Source organism: uncultured Gimesia sp., from assembly GCF_937910335.1.
Taxonomy (GTDB): domain Bacteria; phylum Planctomycetota; class Planctomycetia; order Planctomycetales; family Planctomycetaceae; genus Gimesia.
Genome location: NZ_CALEMX010000552.1, coordinates 1 through 19,649 on the forward strand (window position 1 = coordinate 1; position 19,649 = coordinate 19,649).

18 protein-coding genes are annotated in these 19,649 nt (G+C 48.6%); 11 read left to right on the forward strand and 7 right to left on the reverse strand.

The genetic code is table 11. The annotated features are described in order from the left end of the window. Both kdsA and Q0668_RS22780 read right to left on the reverse strand, forming a co-directional pair. Positions 1 to 696 (reverse strand): 3-deoxy-8-phosphooctulonate synthase (kdsA, locus tag Q0668_RS22775; RefSeq protein WP_298868832.1); only part of this gene is annotated, 696 nt, incomplete at its 3' end. Between the two features lie 65 nt (positions 697 to 761). Then, positions 762 to 1,664, reverse strand: a complete 903-nt coding sequence (locus Q0668_RS22780; RefSeq protein WP_298868833.1) for a diacylglycerol kinase family protein — start codon at positions 1,662 to 1,664, stop codon at positions 762 to 764. A gap of 395 nt (positions 1,665 to 2,059) precedes the next feature. Between Q0668_RS22780 and Q0668_RS22785 the strand changes: the two genes are divergently transcribed. From Q0668_RS22785 to Q0668_RS22795, 3 genes are all read left to right on the forward strand, one after another. Next, positions 2,060 to 3,784: a response regulator gene (locus Q0668_RS22785; protein ID WP_298868834.1), complete on the forward strand. Its 1,725-nt coding sequence runs from the start codon at positions 2,060 to 2,062 to the stop codon at positions 3,782 to 3,784. A 268-nt stretch (positions 3,785 to 4,052) separates the two neighbouring features. Continuing rightward, positions 4,053 to 5,360: a Gfo/Idh/MocA family oxidoreductase gene (locus Q0668_RS22790; RefSeq protein ID WP_298868835.1), complete on the forward strand. Its 1,308-nt coding sequence runs from the start codon at positions 4,053 to 4,055 to the stop codon at positions 5,358 to 5,360. 251 nt (positions 5,361 to 5,611) lie between these two features. Further along, complete coding sequence (locus tag Q0668_RS22795) at positions 5,612 to 5,857, forward strand: LexA family transcriptional regulator (protein WP_298868837.1); 246 nt, start codon at positions 5,612 to 5,614, stop codon at positions 5,855 to 5,857. Positions 5,858 to 5,928: 71 nt separating this feature from the next. Here Q0668_RS22795 and Q0668_RS22800 read toward each other — a convergent pair whose 3' ends face one another. Further along, positions 5,929 to 6,315, reverse strand: a complete 387-nt coding sequence (locus Q0668_RS22800; protein ID WP_298868838.1) for a hypothetical protein — start codon at positions 6,313 to 6,315, stop codon at positions 5,929 to 5,931. A 292-nt stretch (positions 6,316 to 6,607) separates the two neighbouring features. Then, positions 6,608 to 7,573, reverse strand: coding sequence for a mannonate dehydratase (locus tag Q0668_RS22805; RefSeq protein ID WP_298868839.1), 966 nt, complete (start codon positions 7,571 to 7,573; stop codon positions 6,608 to 6,610). 251 nt (positions 7,574 to 7,824) lie between these two features. Between Q0668_RS22805 and Q0668_RS22810 the strand changes: the two genes are divergently transcribed. Then, positions 7,825 to 9,519 carry a formate--tetrahydrofolate ligase gene (locus Q0668_RS22810; RefSeq protein ID WP_298868840.1) on the forward strand — a complete coding sequence of 565 codons (1,695 nt, stop codon included), beginning with the start codon at positions 7,825 to 7,827 and terminating at the stop codon, positions 9,517 to 9,519. A gap of 30 nt (positions 9,520 to 9,549) precedes the next feature. Here the strand turns inward: Q0668_RS22810 and Q0668_RS22815 are convergent, their stop codons facing one another. Next, the gene (locus Q0668_RS22815) at positions 9,550 to 10,767 is read right to left on the reverse strand and encodes a mandelate racemase/muconate lactonizing enzyme family protein (protein WP_298868841.1); all 1,218 of its coding nucleotides are present in this window, start codon (positions 10,765 to 10,767) and stop codon (positions 9,550 to 9,552) included. Between the two features lie 31 nt (positions 10,768 to 10,798). Beyond that, positions 10,799 to 12,271, reverse strand: a complete 1,473-nt coding sequence (locus tag Q0668_RS22820) for a M81 family metallopeptidase (RefSeq protein WP_298868842.1) — start codon at positions 12,269 to 12,271, stop codon at positions 10,799 to 10,801. Positions 12,272 to 12,429: 158 nt separating this feature from the next. On the opposite strand from Q0668_RS22820, the gene Q0668_RS22825 reads away from it, so the two are divergent. After that, positions 12,430 to 13,188 (forward strand): IclR family transcriptional regulator, encoded by a 759-nt coding sequence (locus Q0668_RS22825; RefSeq protein WP_298868843.1) that lies wholly within the window; start codon positions 12,430 to 12,432, stop codon positions 13,186 to 13,188. A gap of 7 nt (positions 13,189 to 13,195) precedes the next feature. Further along, on the forward strand, positions 13,196 to 13,864 hold the full coding sequence (locus Q0668_RS22830; RefSeq protein ID WP_298868844.1) for an RraA family protein: 669 nt from the start codon (positions 13,196 to 13,198) through the stop codon (positions 13,862 to 13,864). 29 nt (positions 13,865 to 13,893) lie between these two features. Here the strand turns inward: Q0668_RS22830 and Q0668_RS22835 are convergent, their stop codons facing one another. After that, entirely contained in the window at positions 13,894 to 15,375 is a 1,482-nt protein-coding gene (locus tag Q0668_RS22835) for a sulfatase-like hydrolase/transferase (protein ID WP_298868845.1), read from the reverse strand. Positions 15,376 to 15,640: 265 nt separating this feature from the next. Between Q0668_RS22835 and Q0668_RS22840 the strand changes: the two genes are divergently transcribed. The 5 genes from Q0668_RS22840 to Q0668_RS22860 all read left to right on the forward strand — a co-directional run bounded on the left by Q0668_RS22840 (position 15,641) and on the right by Q0668_RS22860 (position 19,532). Then, complete coding sequence (locus tag Q0668_RS22840) at positions 15,641 to 16,924, forward strand: hypothetical protein (protein WP_366918981.1); 1,284 nt, start codon at positions 15,641 to 15,643, stop codon at positions 16,922 to 16,924. A 72-nt stretch (positions 16,925 to 16,996) separates the two neighbouring features. After that, the gene (locus Q0668_RS22845; RefSeq protein ID WP_298868847.1) at positions 16,997 to 18,322 is read left to right on the forward strand and encodes an NAD(P)/FAD-dependent oxidoreductase; all 1,326 of its coding nucleotides are present in this window, start codon (positions 16,997 to 16,999) and stop codon (positions 18,320 to 18,322) included. A gap of 56 nt (positions 18,323 to 18,378) precedes the next feature. Next, positions 18,379 to 18,903, forward strand: a complete 525-nt coding sequence (locus Q0668_RS22850) for an arsinothricin resistance N-acetyltransferase ArsN1 family B (protein WP_366918982.1) — start codon at positions 18,379 to 18,381, stop codon at positions 18,901 to 18,903. 1 nt (position 18,904) lies between these two features. Continuing rightward, positions 18,905 to 19,213, forward strand: a complete 309-nt coding sequence (locus tag Q0668_RS22855) for a hypothetical protein (protein ID WP_298868848.1) — start codon at positions 18,905 to 18,907, stop codon at positions 19,211 to 19,213. 10 nt (positions 19,214 to 19,223) lie between these two features. Next, complete coding sequence (locus tag Q0668_RS22860) at positions 19,224 to 19,532, forward strand: hypothetical protein (RefSeq protein WP_298868849.1); 309 nt, start codon at positions 19,224 to 19,226, stop codon at positions 19,530 to 19,532. Positions 19,533 to 19,649 lie beyond the last annotated feature (117 nt).

The following is a 19,649-nucleotide window of genomic DNA, read 5'->3' on the forward strand; positions in this document are numbered from 1 at the left end:
ACCACAGGCGACCGCTGCTCTTGCGAGATAAGGAATCATATCTCGCTGTCCACCGGTGGATTTTCCGCCCGGGGTCTGTACGCTGTGAGTAGCATCAAAAATCACGGGGGTTCCCATACCTTGCATGATGGGAATGCAGCGCATGTCATTGACCAGTCGACCGTATCCAAAAGTCGTGCCACGTTCAGTAAGCATCAATTGGTCCAGGCCAAAGGCTTCACATTTCTTGACCGCATGTATGCAATCTTCCGGAGCGACGAATTGCGGCTTTTTAATATTCACGACTCCCTGATGTTTCAAGGCGGCTTTGGACGCTTCTTCAAGCAGATCTGTTTGACGAGCGAGAAATGCAGGGATCTGTAGAATACGGCAAACTTCAGCTGCCGGCGCTGCCTGATGAGGCTCGTGGATGTCCGTCGACACCTCCAGTCCCGTTTCCTCTTTTACTTTCGCCAGAATTGCCAGCCCTTTTTCCAGACCTGGTCCGCGAAAGCTGTCAACGCTGGTTCGGTTGGCTTTATCAAAGCTGCATTTAAAAACCAGAGGCAGGTTTTCCTTTGCCGCGATTTCCGCCAGCTGTTTTGCTGTCGTCAGGACCAGTTCTTCACTTTCGATGACACAAGGGCCTGCGATAAAGATCAACGGGAGATGGGTACCACACTGAATGTTTCCAATCGTGACGGGGTTTTGAGGCACGGCTGAATCCTTTCCTGCTGCATTAAGAAATAATCGTCTGTGAAATAATCGTCTGAGAAGATGAATTATTGATCATTCGAACGCGTTGAGCAAGGGACGATGAATCGGCCTGCTGCTGGAATGATCCTGATTGTTGCCGGAGTCATACCAGTAGCATCACCGTCAGTCTGAACAGGAACCGGATGAGCAGATTGAATTCGAATCTCTTTCGCCTGCAGGATTTGCACCCCCTCTGAACCGAGATGGGTCCCCCGCATGATCCGAAATACGTATTTGAGCATGTTCCAGAGCCCTTTTTTCTCGAAGAGAATCAGATCGAGCAGACCATCACTGTCTTGAGCCTCAGGAGCAAAATTCAGATTTAATCCATAGGCAGAGATGTTCACCACAATCGCATGATAGCCTGTTAGTTCCCGCACCTGTCCCGGCTCCACGGCCGTGATATGGAGTGGTTCAAACGAATAGGAGCAGAGCGTTTTCCATATTGGATTCAGATAACTCAAACGGGAAATATTCCCTTTGCGAATGAGCGAGAGATCTAAAACAACCGCTGCATCAAAGCCGATACTTGCCATTAATATAAATTTGCGCTCATCCATCTGACAGAGATCTATTTCTCGTGTGACACCCTGGCTAATCATTTCTGCCACGAATTGGCCTGATTTCGGAATGCTCAGATAACGGGCGAGCAAATTCTCGGTTCCCAAAGGGAGAATGGCGATTCTTTGATCGGGATAGCGATTGATCATTTCCTGAACCGTTCCGTCTCCACCTGCTGCCACGATACACAATGGCGGATCTTCGGCAGATTTCTGCAGCACCCGCTCCTGCATTCGCTCCCGATTGGAAAAAAGACGCGGGCGAATCCCTTTCTGCTTCAAGTGATGGATCAATTCCTTGAGCAAAGAGGCACGATTTCCGGTACCGGAAGTCGGGTTTCTTTGTATCGCAACCCAGGGAGTGGACATAATACTTTGTTCTTCTAGAGAGGAATGGGAATCGTACAGTCTTGTAGTCCGTCAGGCTTTCGATGGGGCTAAACTTGAGGAAAAGAATTCAAAATGGATCAGAAGTTTGAAAAAATTGGAGAATCCTCACCTTGGATCTTAATTTTGGCTGACAGAAAGCCGATTTCATAGGTACGATAGTAAAGATAGTTTTCCAATCGTGATTGTTTTTTGGAAAAACCATCAGAACCAACTGACTATTTTATCAATTGCAACTAAAAATACGTAATAAATACTGATACTTATTGTTTCCGGTTTGGGGCTTTTGGCAAGTTTCCCCAAACAACAGGTATTTCTTTTATGATCTATTTTAAGTCAAGCATAAAATCTCTTAGTAGACAAAGGCTGATTTCGTAGTGACCAATCCGCAAAAAATCCTCTTCTGTGGGCTACCTGACGACCAGACCTCTGAGTTGAAAGAACAATTCTCAGAAAAAAACTATCTGGTGGTGACCCCGGAAAATCTGGCGGAAGGCATCGCCGAATTTGATCAGGGGAATGTATCCGCGTTTGTGGTCCCTGCAACTTCCAAAACTTTACCTCTGGCCTTAATTCAGTCGGGCACGCTGCTTGAATATTTACCGCATGCCATCGTCGTTCTAGATGCTGACCTGCGTATTCTCTGGTCAAATCACCAACTGGGTGAATTATGTGGTGCATCGGAATCCTTAATTGGATGCTCATTTTATGATGCTTTTGGTGCTCCCGAAATTTTAGGGCCAGACTTTAGCCCGTTTCACACCGCGTTTTCCACACGAAAAATTGCCAGGAGTGGATTACGTGTGGGTGATAAGAACTACTATCACGTGGAAGTCATGCCGGTACTGATGGAAACAGACAGCGATCAGGAACCCGTTCATCTGGTAGCCAGCGTGAGAGATATCTCGGGAGAAGTTCTACAGCGCCAAAAACTGAACGCCATCTATCAGGCCGGTCTCGAGCTGGGGGATCTCTCCCCTGAAGAAATTTTTGACATGACAGTCGAAGACCGCATCGAATTATTAAAGGCCAAAATTCTGCACTATACGCAGGACCTCCTGGAATTTGAAACCGTTGAAATTCGGATCCTGGAAAAAACAACGAATCGTCTGGATGTACTTCTGGCTGTTGGCATGGAACAGATAGCCGCTGATCGTAAACTGTTTGCGGAACCCGAAGGAAACGGCGTCACCGGTTTTGTTGCCGCCACAGGAAAAAGTTACCTCTGCGAAGATACAACGCATGATCCGCTTTATATGACAGGCGCCCCCAATGCCCGCAGCTCATTAACGGTTCCCTTGCATCTGCACGATGAAGTTTTAGGCACGTTTAATGTCGAAAGCCCACATGCAGGCGCCTTTGATGAAAATGACTTACATTTTCTGGAGCTGTTCAGTCGGGAAGTTGCGATTGCCTTAAATACGCTTGAGTTACTGGTGGTCGAAAAATTAACCACTGCCTCTGCGAGTACCGAATTAATTATGCGAGGAGTCGTCGATCCCGTTGACGAGATCATCAATGATACCGCCTGGATTCTAGAGCGTTATATTGGTCACGAACCTAGTGTATGCGAGCGATTGCAGCGTATCCTTAAAGACACTCGCCACATTAAGCAACTGATTCAACAGGTGGGAGAAGAAATTGCACCTCAAGCGCCCCATCATCATAAAGTGCCCACGATGAGACAGGTGAATCCCAAGTTGCTCAACAAACGGATTCTGTGCGTTGACAGCGATGCCTCGGTCAGGCGGGCCGCTCACGAGTTACTCGGACGACTCGGCTGTGAAGTGGAAACAGCCCACGATGGCCAGGAAGCATTTTTAATGGTCCGCAGCTTTCATTACGATGTCGTGATCGCCGACATTCGTTTGCCCGATATGAATGGCTATGAATGCTTTGCCCAGATCCGGGAAATTCATGAACACTTGCCCGTGATTCTAATGACCGGCTTTGGCTATGATCCAACCCACTCCATTGTGAAAGCGCGTCAGTTGGGGCTGAAATGTGTGCTCTATAAACCATTCCGTCTCGATCAATTGATTTCCGGTGTGGAAAAAGCAGTCAGTATCGCCGAAGATATGACTTCCGAAACCCCCAAGTAATCTCACGGTTTCCCCTCAATCTCCCTCACGCTTTCAAGCAAGATACCCGCTTCCCGTCAGAAAGCCAAAATTACTGCGTTTTGTCACAATGGGCTCGATTTCCGTTTTCTGATGCGATATATTAAAAAAGTGAATAGTTTAGAGTTCATTCCCACCATGATCGGGCAGCAATCGCAGGAAGTGTTTAACGAATTCCGACGCGCTGTCCCTCCAATTCTTCCATGATTGAATCACAAACACCCCGGTTTTCCCCACAAGGAGAAGTTTCATGTCAAATTCTGTTGACCGCCGCGAGTTTCTGAAAAAAGCGTTGATTGCAGGAACCGCCGTTCCCGCATTGGCCACCTCCCTGCCCCTCTCAACCGTAGCAGGTGCAGTGAAAAAGAAAGGCCCGAATGAAAAACTGAATCTGGCAACAATCGGCGTGGCAGCGCGTGCGTATTCCAACATCAGCGGAACGAAATCAGAAAACTTTGTCGCTCTGTGTGATATCGATTCGCAGCGTTTAGCCAAAGCCTCCAAAGAGTTCCCCAAAGCAGATACCTACGATGACTATCGCAAGGTTTTTGATCGAAACGATCTCGACGCAGTTCTCGTCAGCACACCCGATCACATGCACGCCCCGGCTGTAGCAGCCGCCCTGCGAAAAGGGTTACCCGTCTACTGTGAAAAACCACTGACTCACTCAGTCTACGAAGCCCGCGTGCTTACCGATCTGGCAAAAAAAGCCGGAGTTGCCACACAAATGGGGAATCAGATTCACGCCAGCGACAACTATCGTAAGGTTGTGGAAATGGTTCAGTCCGGCGTGATTGGTAATGTAAGACGCGCCCATGTCTGGTTAGGTGGCGGCGTTCGGCTTGAAGGAAAACGGTCAAAGGAAAATCATCCACCCGCACACGTCAACTATGATCAGTGGATCGGACCCGCCCCCTTCCGTCCGTATAATGAAACACACTTCCATTTCAACTGGCGCTACTGGTGGGATTTTGGTAACGGCCAGCTGGGTGACTTTGGATGTCACTACATGGATCTCCCCTTCTGGGCATTGAAGTTGAAGTATCCTAAAACAGTCGTAGCGGTCGGCGAAAAGGCGCATAAAGGCGAGAATGAGTGCCCCGGTAAGATGCGCGTCGATTACGAATTCGATGCCCGGGGAGATCTGCCACCCGTGCATATGACCTGGTATCATGGTGGTTGGAAACCCAAAGGCGCAGAAGTTTATGAGAAAGGGAATGCCGTTCTGTTTGAAGGCGACGATGGTCGTATCCTGGCAGATTACGGCTCCAATAAAATTTTCATGGAAGCCGGCAAAGAAGCCAAGCCCGTCAAACCATTCCTGACTCGTCCCAAGACGCATCATATTGAATGGCTGGACGCCATCCGAAATGGAACTCCCACAGGCAGTAACTTTGCTTACGCCGGTCCTTTGACGGAAACCATATTGTTAGGTAACGTCTCGTATCGCGTAGGACAAAAGAAACTCGAATGGGATGCGGAAAACCTTAAAGTTACCAACGTCCCCGAAGCCGCCCAATACATCAAACGCGAATACCGCAAAGGTTGGACGCTCTAAGTGCTAATAAACAACAAACTGTTCTCAGTCAGCAGTTCGTGTGAATGATTAAAAAGAGGCCGATGATTCTGAATCAGCGCGGGCTCAACCAGTCAAAAGGCTGTCAACGGACATACGCTACGTTGGCAGCCTTTTTGCAGTTTTATGGATTTTTGCTTTGAGTTGTCGTAGTATACCAGTGAAGCGGGATATAGCTCCCGCATAGGTTTCCAGCAACAGGCGAATTTTAGAGTATTGCCAAAGGTTCTCTCATGAAGAAACTAACCGAACGACAAAAACAGATCCTCAGCTTCATCCGCGTCTACAAAGCCAAAACGGGCGAGGCGCCAACAGTACGCGAAATCGGCAATGCGTTTGGCATGAGTTCAACCAACGGCGTCAGCAATCACCTGAAAGCCATAGAAGCCAAGGGAAAGCTAAAGCGTTTAGGATTCATGCCGCGGGGAATTGAAGTCTTGGACAACTTACGAATGCCCTTTGGTGGGCTTGTGTCGTGAATAGTGAAGTCGATTTAAAAAAAGAGCCCGCTGATACAAAATCGGCGGGCTCTTTTTATTCAACGAATTCGTTATTTATATCTGACGACCGACCTGTAATAAGGGTGAAACAATCCCGGTCTGCGTGTTTTGTAAACCACTCTGCGCGGAGCGTAATAGGTGGCTACCGGTGGAGCATAGTAGGTCGTCACAGGCTGCACAACAACCGGTGCAGGTTGATAATAAACCGGTACAACACCAGGCACGGGAACGACAGCCGGTGCATAGTAACTTGTAATAGCGGGTTGGTAATAGGCGGTTGTTACGGGAGCAGGCATTGCATAAACGGGTGCAGGGCCCACATAGGCAAAGGGAGAACCATAATAGGTAACAACTCGGCCACCCGCTTCGGAAACTTGTGACATCATTGTGAAACAGGCAACGACAGCAGCCGCAGCTAACAACATTCGGATACGCATGGGACTCACTCCTGATCAGAGAAAAATTGTGTCTGAGGTTGAACGCAGATCAGTGCAACACACCCTCGCTACTTAGTGCCTCCGGCTTGACCATCAGATAATACTGAGGCCACCTCTCACGTCCCTGCGAGTTCTCGGTTTCAATCTAATACAACTGGGTAAGTTGTTCTGCTTATATCGATTATACCGGGAATTCCGCTCACAGCTACCAGCCAGCTCAAATTTTTTTGAACACATTCAAATCAACGAACTGTGATGTAAATCGGGCTGAAATCAGGGGTAAAGCGGTGAATCAAGTGTTTTGTTCCCGTCGGGCGGCTTCGATCAGCCCCTGCAGGTATCCAAAAGCGTGTAAACGGCCCTGCATCGTATAACCGGGTTCCCCTGCCTCTTCTCCTACGAGCTGGGGCACATGATCGGGGCGAATCGGGCCGGTAAAACCTATCTGTTGATAGGCTTTAATCGCGGCGTACATGTCCGTCGGACCATTATCGTGAAAGGTTTCGACAAAGTGTTCGCGCGTCCCTTTGATATCACGGAAATGCACATATTTGATGTACGGCCCTAATCGCTGAATCGTGGACGGAAGATCAACGCCCATTTCAGCAAACGTACCCTGACAAAAACAGATCGCATTCGCGGGGCTGGGAACAAGTTGCATCAGTCTTTCAAATCCCTCTACCGAATTCATAATCCGCGCTTTTCCCATAAAGCGATCCAATGGCGGATCATCCGGATGCATGGCCAGGGTCACGCCGCACTCTTCAGCGACGGGAACCAGTTCTTTGAGAAATCGTTCCAGATGGGACCAGAGTTCCGTGGCTGAAATCGGTCCGTCATTCTTCTGCTGTGTTGTCTCAGACAGCGAAACCGCCTGTTCTGCCTGATCCACATCAAAGCCGGTCACCAGAGCGCCGCCCCGCTCCCGTTCATCCAATTTGGTGCGCACCCAGTCGGTCCCTGCCATAAAATTATAACAGACAAACGGAATACCAGCCGTCTGCATGTTCTGCAACAGTTCTTTCATCTCTGAAATCTCTGCATCTAACTGTGCATTTCCCAGCTTGATATTCTCGATGGGCAGATAACCTTCAATGGCAGCAATAAACAGGCCGAACTTCTCGACTTGGTTTTTGATTGCCATCAGACAATCTAGCCCCTTCCCCGGATAGCGGATCGTAACGTGAGTTACACCAATTTGTGAAAGTAACTGCAGGTTGTCATCGGTAAAGGGAGTTACAACAGAAGTCAGTTGCATGGTGGTTTCGATTCCTCTTTGTCATTTCGCAATACCAACTCAGGCAGGAGCGAGAACTTACTCCTGTCGTTCGTATGAAAGTCGTTTCAGTTGTCAATTCTTGACGTTTGTTTTCAAATTCACAATGACAGCCAGAAAGATTTCAAAAGTTAATCGCCGGAAAAGATGATTTTTTTGTAAAGGGTGCTATATTACAATGATCCGAATCAAACAGAAAACAACTTCCAGGAAGCCCTTTCAGGAAACATGGCATGAGCCCCCAAAATCAATCAATCTCCGAAGATCAACCGCAGGACATCGATTTGATCGCGGAAAAGCTGGGCTTAAGCCGCGATGATTATGAGCCTTATGGACGCGCTAAAGCAAAGCTCGTGCATGGTCTCGAACAGAAGCTCAGTAATCGGCCTCTTGCCAAATATATTGGCGTCACCGCGGTGAACCCCACCCCCATGGGGGAAGGCAAAACTGTCGTGGCGATTGGGCTGGCAATGGCTTTATCTCAACTGGGGCACTCCGCGATGGGAACGCTGCGCGAACCATCATTAGCGCCCGTGTTTGGAATCAAAGGAGGTGGTGCAGGCGGCGGAAAATGTACTTTGGAACCTCAAGCAGACATCAATCTGCATTTTAACGGCGACATGCATGCCGTCACTGCAGCCAACAATCTGCTGGCCAGCATCATTGATAACCATTTGAAGCGAAGAAAATCTCCAGAAATCAATCCAGCGACAATCACCTGGCGGCGTTGCATCGATTTATGTGACCGGGGATTAGGGCACATCGTAACGGGCCTCGATCATGTGCCTCAAGCACCGCTGCGTGAGACCGGATTTGATCTGTCGGCTGCTTCCGAAGTCATGGCGATTCTTGCACTCGCCACGAATCTTACTGATTTGAGACAGCGCCTCGGTCGAATAGTGGCAGGTATGACTTACGAAAAACAACCGGTGACCGTGGAAGAGCTGGGTTGTGCCGGTGCAATGGCAGCGCTGCTCGTAGATGCATTTCGCCCGAATCTGATACAAAGTTGCGAGCATACCCCCTTTCTCGTGCACACCGGACCTTTTGGAAATATTGCACACGGTAATAGTTCCGTCGTCGCAGATTTAATCGCCGTGCGGTTGGCCGATTATGTTGTAACAGAAAGTGGCTTTGGCTCAGATTGTGGTGCGGAAAAATTTTTCGATATCAAATGTCGCATCAGTGGTCTCAAACCGGATGCCGAAGTTCTTGTTTGCACCGCACGATCTTTGAAGCTTCAAAGTGGGCAATTCCATGTGCGTCCGGGCAAACCGTTACCCGCTGCGCTCCTGGCAGAAAATCTGGATGCCCTGCATGCCGGAGCGGAAAACTTGAAAGCACATCTTGATATCATTCGACAATTCTCGCTGCCCGCTGTGGTAGCAATCAACGCCTTTCCTGGTGATAGTGAGCGTGAACTGGAAAAAATCCGTCGCATTGCTCTGGAACAGGGCGCTGCTGCCGCCGTTGTGACAGATGCGTTTGCGCAGGGAAGCCAGGGGGCCCTCAAATTAGCCGAAGCGGTCGTGCAAGCAGCCGCACAACCAAATCAGTTTGCATGTCTCTATCCACTGGAGTTATCGATTGAAGACAAAATCGAAACCCTCGCAAAAAAAATCTACGGCGCGGAACGTGTCGAATACGAACCATTGGCACGCCGTCGTATGCAGGAATATGAAAAACTAGGGTTTGGAAATCTGCCGGTCTGCATCGCGAAGACACAGTATTCACTTTCGCACGATCCCGGCTTGTTAGGACGTCCTCAAGGATTTACATTTCCGGTTCGCGATGTGCGCCTCTCAGCAGGCGCCGGTTTTCTATATGCTTTGTGTGGAGAAGTGCGCACGATGCCGGGCTTACCTTCCGAACCAGCCGCATATGACATCGACATCGATCAATGGGGAAATATCACGGGACTGAAATAACAGGTTTCTCTGGCTTCGATCGACGATCGTTCATGAAACTTGAGTCACGCGATATTGGTTTTTGCCCGGCTCGAACAGTTCCGGTAACCAGGCGACACCCAGTCCCGGCGATTGGGGAATTTGGATCCGTCCCTGTTCTACTTCGATTCTCTGGTCGATCAGTTGAGGATACAAGATTCTCAAATGTGCCCGTAAACTTTCCTGCCAGGCAACATTATTCGAACTGGCAGCGACATGCACTCCGGTCAATAAAGTCAAAGGGCCCGTGCAGTCATGCATCACAACGGGCACATTATAAAACTGAGCCAGCCGCGTAATGTTTCGGGTCTGAGAAATTCCACCCACCCACGTCGGATCAATCATTACAAAGTCGGCAGCCCTTTTTTCAAGCGCCAGCCGATAGTCATCAGGACCGTTGAACATTTCACTGACGGCCACCGGGATCTGGGCTTTCTCACGGAAATCACTCAACGTATCGACACAATCGACCCGCAACAAATCTTCGGCCCACAAAATATCATATTCCCGTAGCCGTTTGGCAATGCGTAATGCAGGAGCCAGCTGAAAAAATCCATGCCCGTCAATAATGAGCTCGATGTTACTTCCCAGCGCTTCACGAATTTTACGAAACGGTTCCAGAGCCCGCGTGACATCTTCCTGGGTAATATGCAGTGGCCCGTTCGTTTTGTGAGCCGCAAAATCCAGCGTCCAGACTTTCAACGCCTGATAACCTTCCGAAAGCAGTGATTGCGCCAACTCCACTGGCTCATTGACGGCGGACCAATAGTCGTTTAACGGTCCCTGATTTCCCACCGCGCCGTGTCCAGGCCAGGTGTGAACGCTTTTAGAATCGTTGGTCCCACCATAGGAAGGCCCACCACAACTGTTATACGTGCGAATCGATTTCTGCACGCAACCTCCCAGCAACTGCCAGACCGGTTGCGATGTGACTTGCCCAAAGATGTCCCACAACGCCAGATCTATGGCGGAAATAGCCCGTAACTCCGCACCACGGGAACCAAAGTTTGTGGAACGCTCATAGAGAAACCGCCAATGGGCTTCGATATCCAGCGGATTCTTTCCCATGAGATAATGCGACATCCAGTCATGAATTAACGCAGCAACCGCATGCGGAGCATAATACGTTTCGCCACAACCTACAATTCCATCACTGGTATGAATCCGCACCAGCAGCAGACCAGGCATGATCGATTCGGCAATCGAAGTTTCTATTTTTGTGATCTGCATTTGAGATCCTTTTGAATGAAGTACACGCTAATTATTCAATTGCTTCGAACGGAAACAAGGGACGCCGTCGATACTGATACTCAAATTGTCCCATGTCGGCTGAGGTGACTCCCCGTGTATTCACGCGAATCAGATTTGGACAGACAGGACTGTAAGCGGCCAGTGGTGCCTGCACACCTTTCGCGATGAGAATATGATAGTCACCAGGCTCAATCCCGCAAGAGGTGAGCTGCCCCAGACTAAATGGAGGCGTGCGGTGACTATTTAACATGATCGTCAATCCAAAATCAGTCTGTACCACAGCCGTCGAACCCATAAAAAATTCTGTTTTTCCGCCATGACGCACTTCTGATTCAGTGAAGTGACCATCATGAATACTGATGACTTTCACGTCGGCCACCAGCGGATCGCCATGTTGATCATCAGTTTTTCCACCCATGGCCAATGCAGGCAGTCTTGCGCCCCGCCCCGCTGCAATTGCCTGTTTTGCAGATTCCGGGTCGTACAGACAGGCGAAGCTGGTTGGTCCTTCCCGTTTTTGAATCGCTTGCAAAATCGTCGTACCATCCGCGGGGGAACCGCCGCCGATATTGTCACCCATATCCAGAAAACAGATCGGGCCTGTCAGTTGTTCTGCCTGATCTAACGCGTCTTCAATTTCAGTCAGATGGGCTTTGAATTCGTCTCGTCGAGTCAACAGGCTTTCCCCTAACTGGTCAGCCAGTTCTTGGGCACGCGCCCGGTCATGATCGGTCACCACAATAAAACCGGATCCCATTTCTTGAACATCGGCATAAGGAAAACCAAGGATAATACTGTTACTTAACACTCCTGCCTCTTCCAGCATCTGATCGGCTTGTTTATACAATGAAGCACACGGCTCCGAAGGAGTATGTTGACGCTCAATATTGATTGCAAGCGGCACAAAGCAGGCGGCTTGGGTTGGTTTCACTTCTCCCTTTAAAATGCGATTCATTAAACGGGCCGCTTCGATGCCACGGTCACGTTGGTCAATGTGAGGGTTTGATCGATAGACAATTGTGGCATCGCAGGCATCAATCATCGTCTCTGATACATTGGCGTGTGCATCCAAAGTACACACGATGGGCATTTCGGTTCCAACCTGCTGGCGTACCAGCTTCAGCCAGTATCCATCCAGGTCTCGCTCCCCTTCACTCACTCCCGCACCATGCGGGGCGACCAGCAGGCCATCCAGTTCACCTGCCTTTTGTAATTCCTGTAGCAGCATCGGTATCAGAGTTTCAACCGTCTCCTTTGTGATGATTCCACCGGGTAAAGCGCGTGCTACAAAAATCGGAACGGCCTCGACATCGGACTCTGCCAATCCAGCGAAGAACCCGCCGATTTCATGCGCGGCGTCTTTAAAAATTGGATAGATCTGATCTCCAGTCGCCAATACATCATATTCAAAATCTGACAGCGTTGTCGCGGATTGAATAAATGTGTTCGATTCGTGTTGCAGGGAAATGATTCCAACGCGCATCAGTAACTCCCGAGAAAACGCATAGTTTAAAATGAGTGAAAAACTCAGCTTCATATCTTATATTGGAACGGTGTATTCACTATAATGAAACGAACTAAGGGTTGCAAGCAGCGGTAACCCTTTCTGAATGCTTACTTTTAATGCGGATCATATTCGAGATGTCCACAACCAGCGAAGCCACATCTTTAGGCAAAGCCTTTCATGTACTGGAAGTTATGGCAACTTCCAGTGACACACTGACTTTGCTGGAAATCGTTCAGGAGCTGGGCTTCCACAAACCGACCGTGCATCGCATTCTGAGCGAACTCGTCGAACTGGGATATGTAAATCGCGTAGAAAAAGGGATCTATCAGATTACTCCCAAGTTACGACGTCTGGCGTTGGGAGGTCTGTACGAGCGATTAATAGAAATCGCCGATCCCTGCCTACGTGCCCTGCACGACGAAACGAGTGAGACGGTGAATCTAGGTGTGTTACGTGGCACCAACATTCGTTATTTGCGTGTATTGGAAAGTACGCATCCCTTAAGGCGGATTGTCGAACCGAACAGTAACGATCCGTTTTACTCGACTTCGTTAGGACGCGCGATCACTTTGCAACTAAGTGATGACGAATGGGATGCCTTAATCGAACGGACCAGACTCATCGCGCGAACCAGGGAAACGGTGATTGATACGACGCAGTTGCGCAAGATCCATCGCCGCGCGCAGCAGGATGGATACTCTGTCGAACAGGATCAGAATGATGTGGGAGTCACTTGTATTGGTGCTCCCATTTATGAAGAGCAAGAAATCATCGCCGCTATCAGCCTAAGTGTACCCACAGCGCGTGCCGATGCCAAAGCGTTACAACGGTTCATTAAAGCAGTGGTCCGAACGGCTCGGCAAATTTCAAAACAAATTCAACACAGGGCATGAGCAAAACATGAATGAACCACAACCGGAAACAATCACACTGGACATGATGCGACAATCCCTGCATTCCGCGATTATCTGTGATGCATTGGATTCCATCGGCTTGACCAATCAATCGCCGCGCAAAGAGTTATTACCTATGACTGTCGAAGCGGTGGTGGTAGGACGTTGCAAGACCAGCCTCTGGGCAGACATGTATCACGAAGATTCTCATCCCTATGAACTGGAATTGAAAGCCGTTGATTCGGTGAACCCGGATGAAGTTTTAATCGCCGCTGCCAGCGGCTCAATGCGATCCGGAATCTGGGGAGAATTACTTTCGACCGCCGTCAAGCATCAGGGGTGTACCGGCGCGATCATTGATGGTGCGATTCGCGATGTCAGACAGATGCGAGAAATGCAATTCCCCGTTTGGGCGGTGGGAACCTCTCCGTATGACAGCAAAGACCGTCAGCGGGTGATTGACATCGATGTACCAGTGGAAATTGGTGGCGTGCGATTCTGTCCCGGCGATCTGGTTTTCGCGGACGTCGATGGCATCGCTGTCGTACCTCAAGCAGTGGAATCCAAAGTGATTTCATTGGCCTGGAAAAAAGTGCATGAAGAAAATACGTTTCGCGACAGCATCAAAAACGGCATGTCCGCTACAGAAGCCTTTGCCAAATATGGAATTTTATAACGAATTCTGTTGCTGACTGACACCAGGAGTTAATCGCCCTTCTCCGGCTTCCACCACGCATCCAGTAATGTTCTCAGTTCTGTAACCGATGCGGCAGAGCTGTTGTGTCTGATCAAATTATTCGTCTCTCCAGGATCGTCTGCCAGATTATATAAGGCATCTTCTCGAAGATAATCGTTCCACGTTTTTCCCTGCGCATTTTGATTATGCGCGGTAATCAGTTTCAAATTCCCTTTACGAATCCAGCGATGAGCGACATCCCGTTCCGGATGCCCCAGAGAGGATGCATCGCCCGGATAGATAGCCCCATACACGGCGCGGTCTACAGGGAGCGCCGACTCGCCCTTTGCCGAGGGCAGCAGATTGAACCCCGACAATTTTTTCGTTTGATCACCCTGCCCGGCTGCATGTAACAGCGTGGGTACAATATCGATACTACTGATGAGTGAACGATGCGTGGCTGGTTTCACAACGCCATCCCAGCGAATCAAAACAGGCGAACGCAATCCATCTTCAAAGGGAGAACGTTTACTGCTTTTCGTATGATGATAATTCTCCCTGTATTTCATCGGCCTTAATCCGGGCGTCCAGCCATTATCAATTACAAACAGAAACAACGTATTTTTCGCGTCAGATTCCTTTTCTACAAACTGTATCAGATCGCCGACCGTCTGATCAAATTGAGAGCAGCTTGCATAATAAGCGATTTGATTTTTGGAAACGCTTTTATTGTTGCGATACAAATCAAAATAATTTTTTGGAGAATCATGGGGCTTATGCGGCAGGTAAGGTGCATACCAGACCAGCCAGGGCGCCTGTTCCTTTTCAGAGTTACGTATGAAATCGTAAATGGGTTGCATCGTTTCACGACCGATTTTTAATCCCCAGTCTCCATTACCATGCGCGGCCAGTATGCCACTTGCCAGTTTACGATTTCCACCAAATGTCTGCCCGGGAACCGGTTCGAAAATTGTCATACCCGCGGTGAAGCCGGCATTGCGATAATGGCCTTCCCAGAATTTGCCCGTTTGCAGACAACGGTAACCCTCAGCGGACAGCAGACGCGGCAATGTATCGACGGCCTGAATGAGACCAAAGGCTTTACTGCGAGTCGCTTCATACTCTTGGCGAGACTTCATTTTATTAAAACCGCCGTTTCCCGGTGGCGGATGATTATAGTGAATGCCACTCTGGTGAGGATACAGGCCCGTTAAGAGTGTGGCGAGCGATGGGCTACAGACGCTTGTTGGTAAATAGCCATTCACATAACGCGCCGATTGTTGTGCCAGACGGTCTATATGAGGCGTTTGGATTATTCGATGACCCATGAATCCAAAATCACGGTAGGTCTGATCATCTGAAATGATCATCACGATGTTCGGCGTCGGTGTTGCATTAGCCCAGATATGAGTTGTCCTCGTCACACAACTCACTAAAACGGCAATGCAGAATACTACCAAGATCAGCACCCGGCGGCATGGAATCGTAGTCAGAGAAGAAGATCGCTGCATAACTGGTAATCTCTCCGAGAGTGTTTGTATCGATTTAATATAAATGTTATCTCAGCATATCCGAAGAAACGACCGTTGTCACAGCTTATCAACGGTCTATTTCAACGATTGAATAATTCAAATCGACAAACAAAAAGTAAGGCTGAGGAACGTTACAAAATCAGGAGCGCACGGTAACATATCATTTAGGCTGTGAATCTGCCTTGAATCAAAATGAGCTACCATTGCCTGCCGTTCACGTTGCACGATTCAAATCTTGCAAAGAATGTTCAATCTATTCGTAAGCAGAAGGAAGTCTCCAGTGAGTATTAATCCGTTAACATACCAACCAGGTGGCGACAAAAAAAATTCCGCGTTCTTTGATGAATATCGCATGAAAATTTATGAACGCCGCCAGAGTAGTGGACTGGAAGACTTACTCGAAAAAATGCGAGCGGTTGTAATTCAGGTCGAACAGGGAGACGCCCTGCCCTATCTACACGAGTTGTATCTGATGGGCCCTTACCGTTTCTCCGCGGCGTTTAAAAACACAACACACAATGTGTATGTCATGACTTCACAACCCGAGTTTCCCCGATTGATCGTCCTGGAGCCGCTGGCAAAGGACTACGCTGATGAAATTACGATGTTCAATCGCCTCTATCCACTCTCCAGCAATAAACCGAATGCACGTTATATTGGCGAAATTTTCAGCACCAAAGATACAGCTGAAACACAAAAAATACTGGAATCGCATAATATTCGCTTCAATTACCATCATGAAACTAAAAATCCGTTTTTTACGGAATCACATTTTGCGTTTACGTTTCCGTCTGACTTTACCTGCAACCGAGTGGGTTACGCTCAGGAAGATATCGACAACTACGACGCCCTCCAGTTAGGTACACCTTTCGAACTCGAAGCCTCAGTCGTCGATTCGTTAAATCAGGTGCTTCAGTTTGCCAAAGATCAGAAACTGGATTCGCTGGTATTAGGACTCGATCATCTGGCGACCCGCATTCTAGCGGGCGAACGTGAAGATGCCATTCTGGAATTTTTGACGATGTCAAACCACTACTTCTGGGGCGCGTATAATATTTCCGCGATGAATTCCTCAACCAACGTCACCCGTAACGGCTACGTCGATAATGATAAAAAATCGCCTGCGAAAGTCTTTACAGCTAACAATACTCCTTCGTTTGTAAATTCATTTGACAAATTACCGATGCCCACCGAAGACTTTGTCCGCAACTATGGGCGTCGTTTGCATCATATGGCTTATGAGGTGCTCGACGGCGATCACCGGGGTGGCGAAAAGAATGTGGATTACGTTGTTAACACGCTTATGCAAAAAGGCATTCCATTCCTGGCACACGTGGTCGGCGAATGTCTGGATGAACCCAATCTGAAACAGATCTTTTCGAAACACTCCGAGTACTCAATTCTGATAAGCGAATATGTCGAACGCTGTCACGGCTATGAAGGCTTTTTCACGAAATCCAACGTCGCGGCATTAACTGCTGCAGCCGGTAATGATGAACGCTACGAACACGGCCACGTTTTTGATTAAAGTCGTAATTCAATCCAATTGACATTCATGTAAAGCAACGCTATTGCATTAAAAACAGGGATTTGTAAAACAATGAATCATGCTTCTTCGGAGTTGCCCAGAATTGTCGTCATCGGAGGAGGCTTTGCAGGTATCAATGTCGCCAAAGCATTCAAAGATACCCCAGCTGAGATTGATCTGATTGATAAGCGGAATTATCACCTCTTTCAACCGCTCTTGTATCAGGTGGCAACCGGCGAACTCGACCCCGCAAACATTGCAGCTCCCATTAGGAAAATATTGTGGAAACAAAAAAATGTGCACGTTGCGCTGGGCGAAGTCACTGCAGTCGACTTCGATCAAAAACTCGTCCACTTTGATGGTGGTGAACTCGACTACGACTATCTGGTGATCGCCACCGGCGCGCAACAATCATATTTCGGACACGACGAGTTTCGGAAACATGCCCCCGGCTTGAAATCAATTGATGATGCCCTGGAAATTCGCAGACGCCTGTTTCTGGCATTTGAGGAAGCAGAATGGGAAGCCGACGAAGAAGCTCGACGAAAAATATTAACGTTCGTCATCGTAGGAGGCGGCCCAACCGGTGTAGAACTGGCGGGTGCCATCAAAGAGGTTGCTACCGAAACACTCCCCCGCGAGTTTCGAAATATCCATAGCGGTATGGCACGTGTGATTCTAGTAGATGGCGGACCGCGACTTGTGGGGCCAATGCCCGAAGACCTCAGTGCGCGAGCACAAAAGGTACTGGAAAAGATGGGCGTCGAAATCCAACTGAATGTGCACGTGAATGATGTAACAGAAGCAGGAGTCGTGATTGGAGATAAAACGATTCAGGCAGAAAATGTGTTCTGGGCCGCCGGCGTACAGGGGCAGGATCTGGCGAAAACATTCAACACCGAAGTCGATCGGGGCAGCCGTGTCGTGGTGGGCGCTGATCTTTCTATTCCCGGACACCCGGAAGTCTTTGTGGTGGGAGACGCCGCCCATGCGACCGATGCCAAAACAGGAAAACCTGTTCCCGGCTTAGCACAGGGCGCGATTCAGACCGGCCGTTTCGTCGCGGAAATCATCAAAGCAGAAATCGCAGGCAACGCGCCTCAAGAACGCCCTCAATTCAGTTATTACGATAAAGGCTCGATGGCCATGATCGGTCGCGGCAACGCCATCGCGGCAGTCGGAAAAGTCCATTACGGCGGCATCCTCGGATGGATCTCCTGGAATGTACTCCACGTGATGTTTCTGGTTGGCTACCGCAACCGTTTCAAAGTCATGCTCGACTGGTGCTGGAACTACGTCTGGAAAACAAGGCGATCCCGTCTCATCACCGGCGACCCGAAAGTGCATATCAAAAAACTGTATTCAGAACATCAAAAAACAGATAGAAATACAAAGTGAGAAAAGTAAAGATGAAATCAGCTTTCGGTTCACATTCTATCTAAGGAGAGCCCCAACTGATCCGAGATGTAAGAGAAGAAGATGCGGAAGCGATTTGTGATATCTATAATTACTATATCACAAATTCCGTGATCACATTTGAAGAAACGCCGGTGACGGTTGCCGAAATGCAAACACGCATTCAGGACCTTTCTACCGCTTTTCCTTGGCTGGTGTATGAAGAGCAGGGAATCATTCAAGGATACGCTTATGCGAGCATGTGGAAAAGTCGCTGTGCTTATCAATTCTCAGCTGAGGTCACTATTTACTTTTCCCATCAAGCAACGGGAAATGGATTGGGAACGGAACTCTATCAGGCCTTGATTGAACGACTACGCGGCCTCTCATTCCACAGCATTATTGGAGGTGTAGCACTACCCAACCCCGCCAGCGTTGCCTTGCATGAGAAATTAGGATTTGAAAAGGTGGCCCATTTCAAAGAAGTGGGCCGGAAAATGAATCGATGGATTGATGTAGGCTACTGGGAATTGATTATTCATATAGAGCAGAATCCTTCAACTCTCAATCAAATGGAGAAGTGAGATGAAATATCTAATCGCGGCAGTCATAGCAGGCATCCTGATTCTAGGTATGTTCATTTATATCTGGAGCGTTGAATCTGAAATCCTCAAAATAGCGGGAGTTGAGGACATGGAAAGCCTCGAAGATTTGGGCATGGAACTTACAGGCGGGCAGTTACTACGGTTCTCGATTGCAGATTTGTTGAAGTTTTATCGATTGCCTCTTTCGATTCTGATTCTCTGCACGAGTTTCGGCATTGCTTATTTATGTGGGAGTACTAAAAAATCTTCAGAAAATGAAATCAGATCGATGGATCAGAACCAAAAGTGACGGGTCAGGCATGAATATCAGCTTCGGGGACAATGTAAAAATTCTTGCTTCATCCGAAACCGATGCACTCGGTATTTCCGGAAAACTAGGACAGGTTTATGGAGAAACCACGCCGTCTGTGACTTCAATGGAAGTCATCGGAGAATTAGCCGAAGACTACGCCATCAATGTTTCGATCGAAGGATTTGACGAAACATTCTGGTTGGCGCCCCAGTTGTTAGAATTTGTTGATCATGGCCAAGGGACGGCACTGGAAATCGGAAACAGGAAGGCAGTCCGTCGTGCAGATGGTAGCTGGGAAGAATTGAGAGAACTGTGATGACGGAAGCGACGGACGACAGAACTTGATCGAGTTGTTCGTGAGTCATTGGTATTTTCCAGTTATCCACCCAAGCTCAACATATTGCAACCACGAACGGCTCAGAATCGGAGTCGT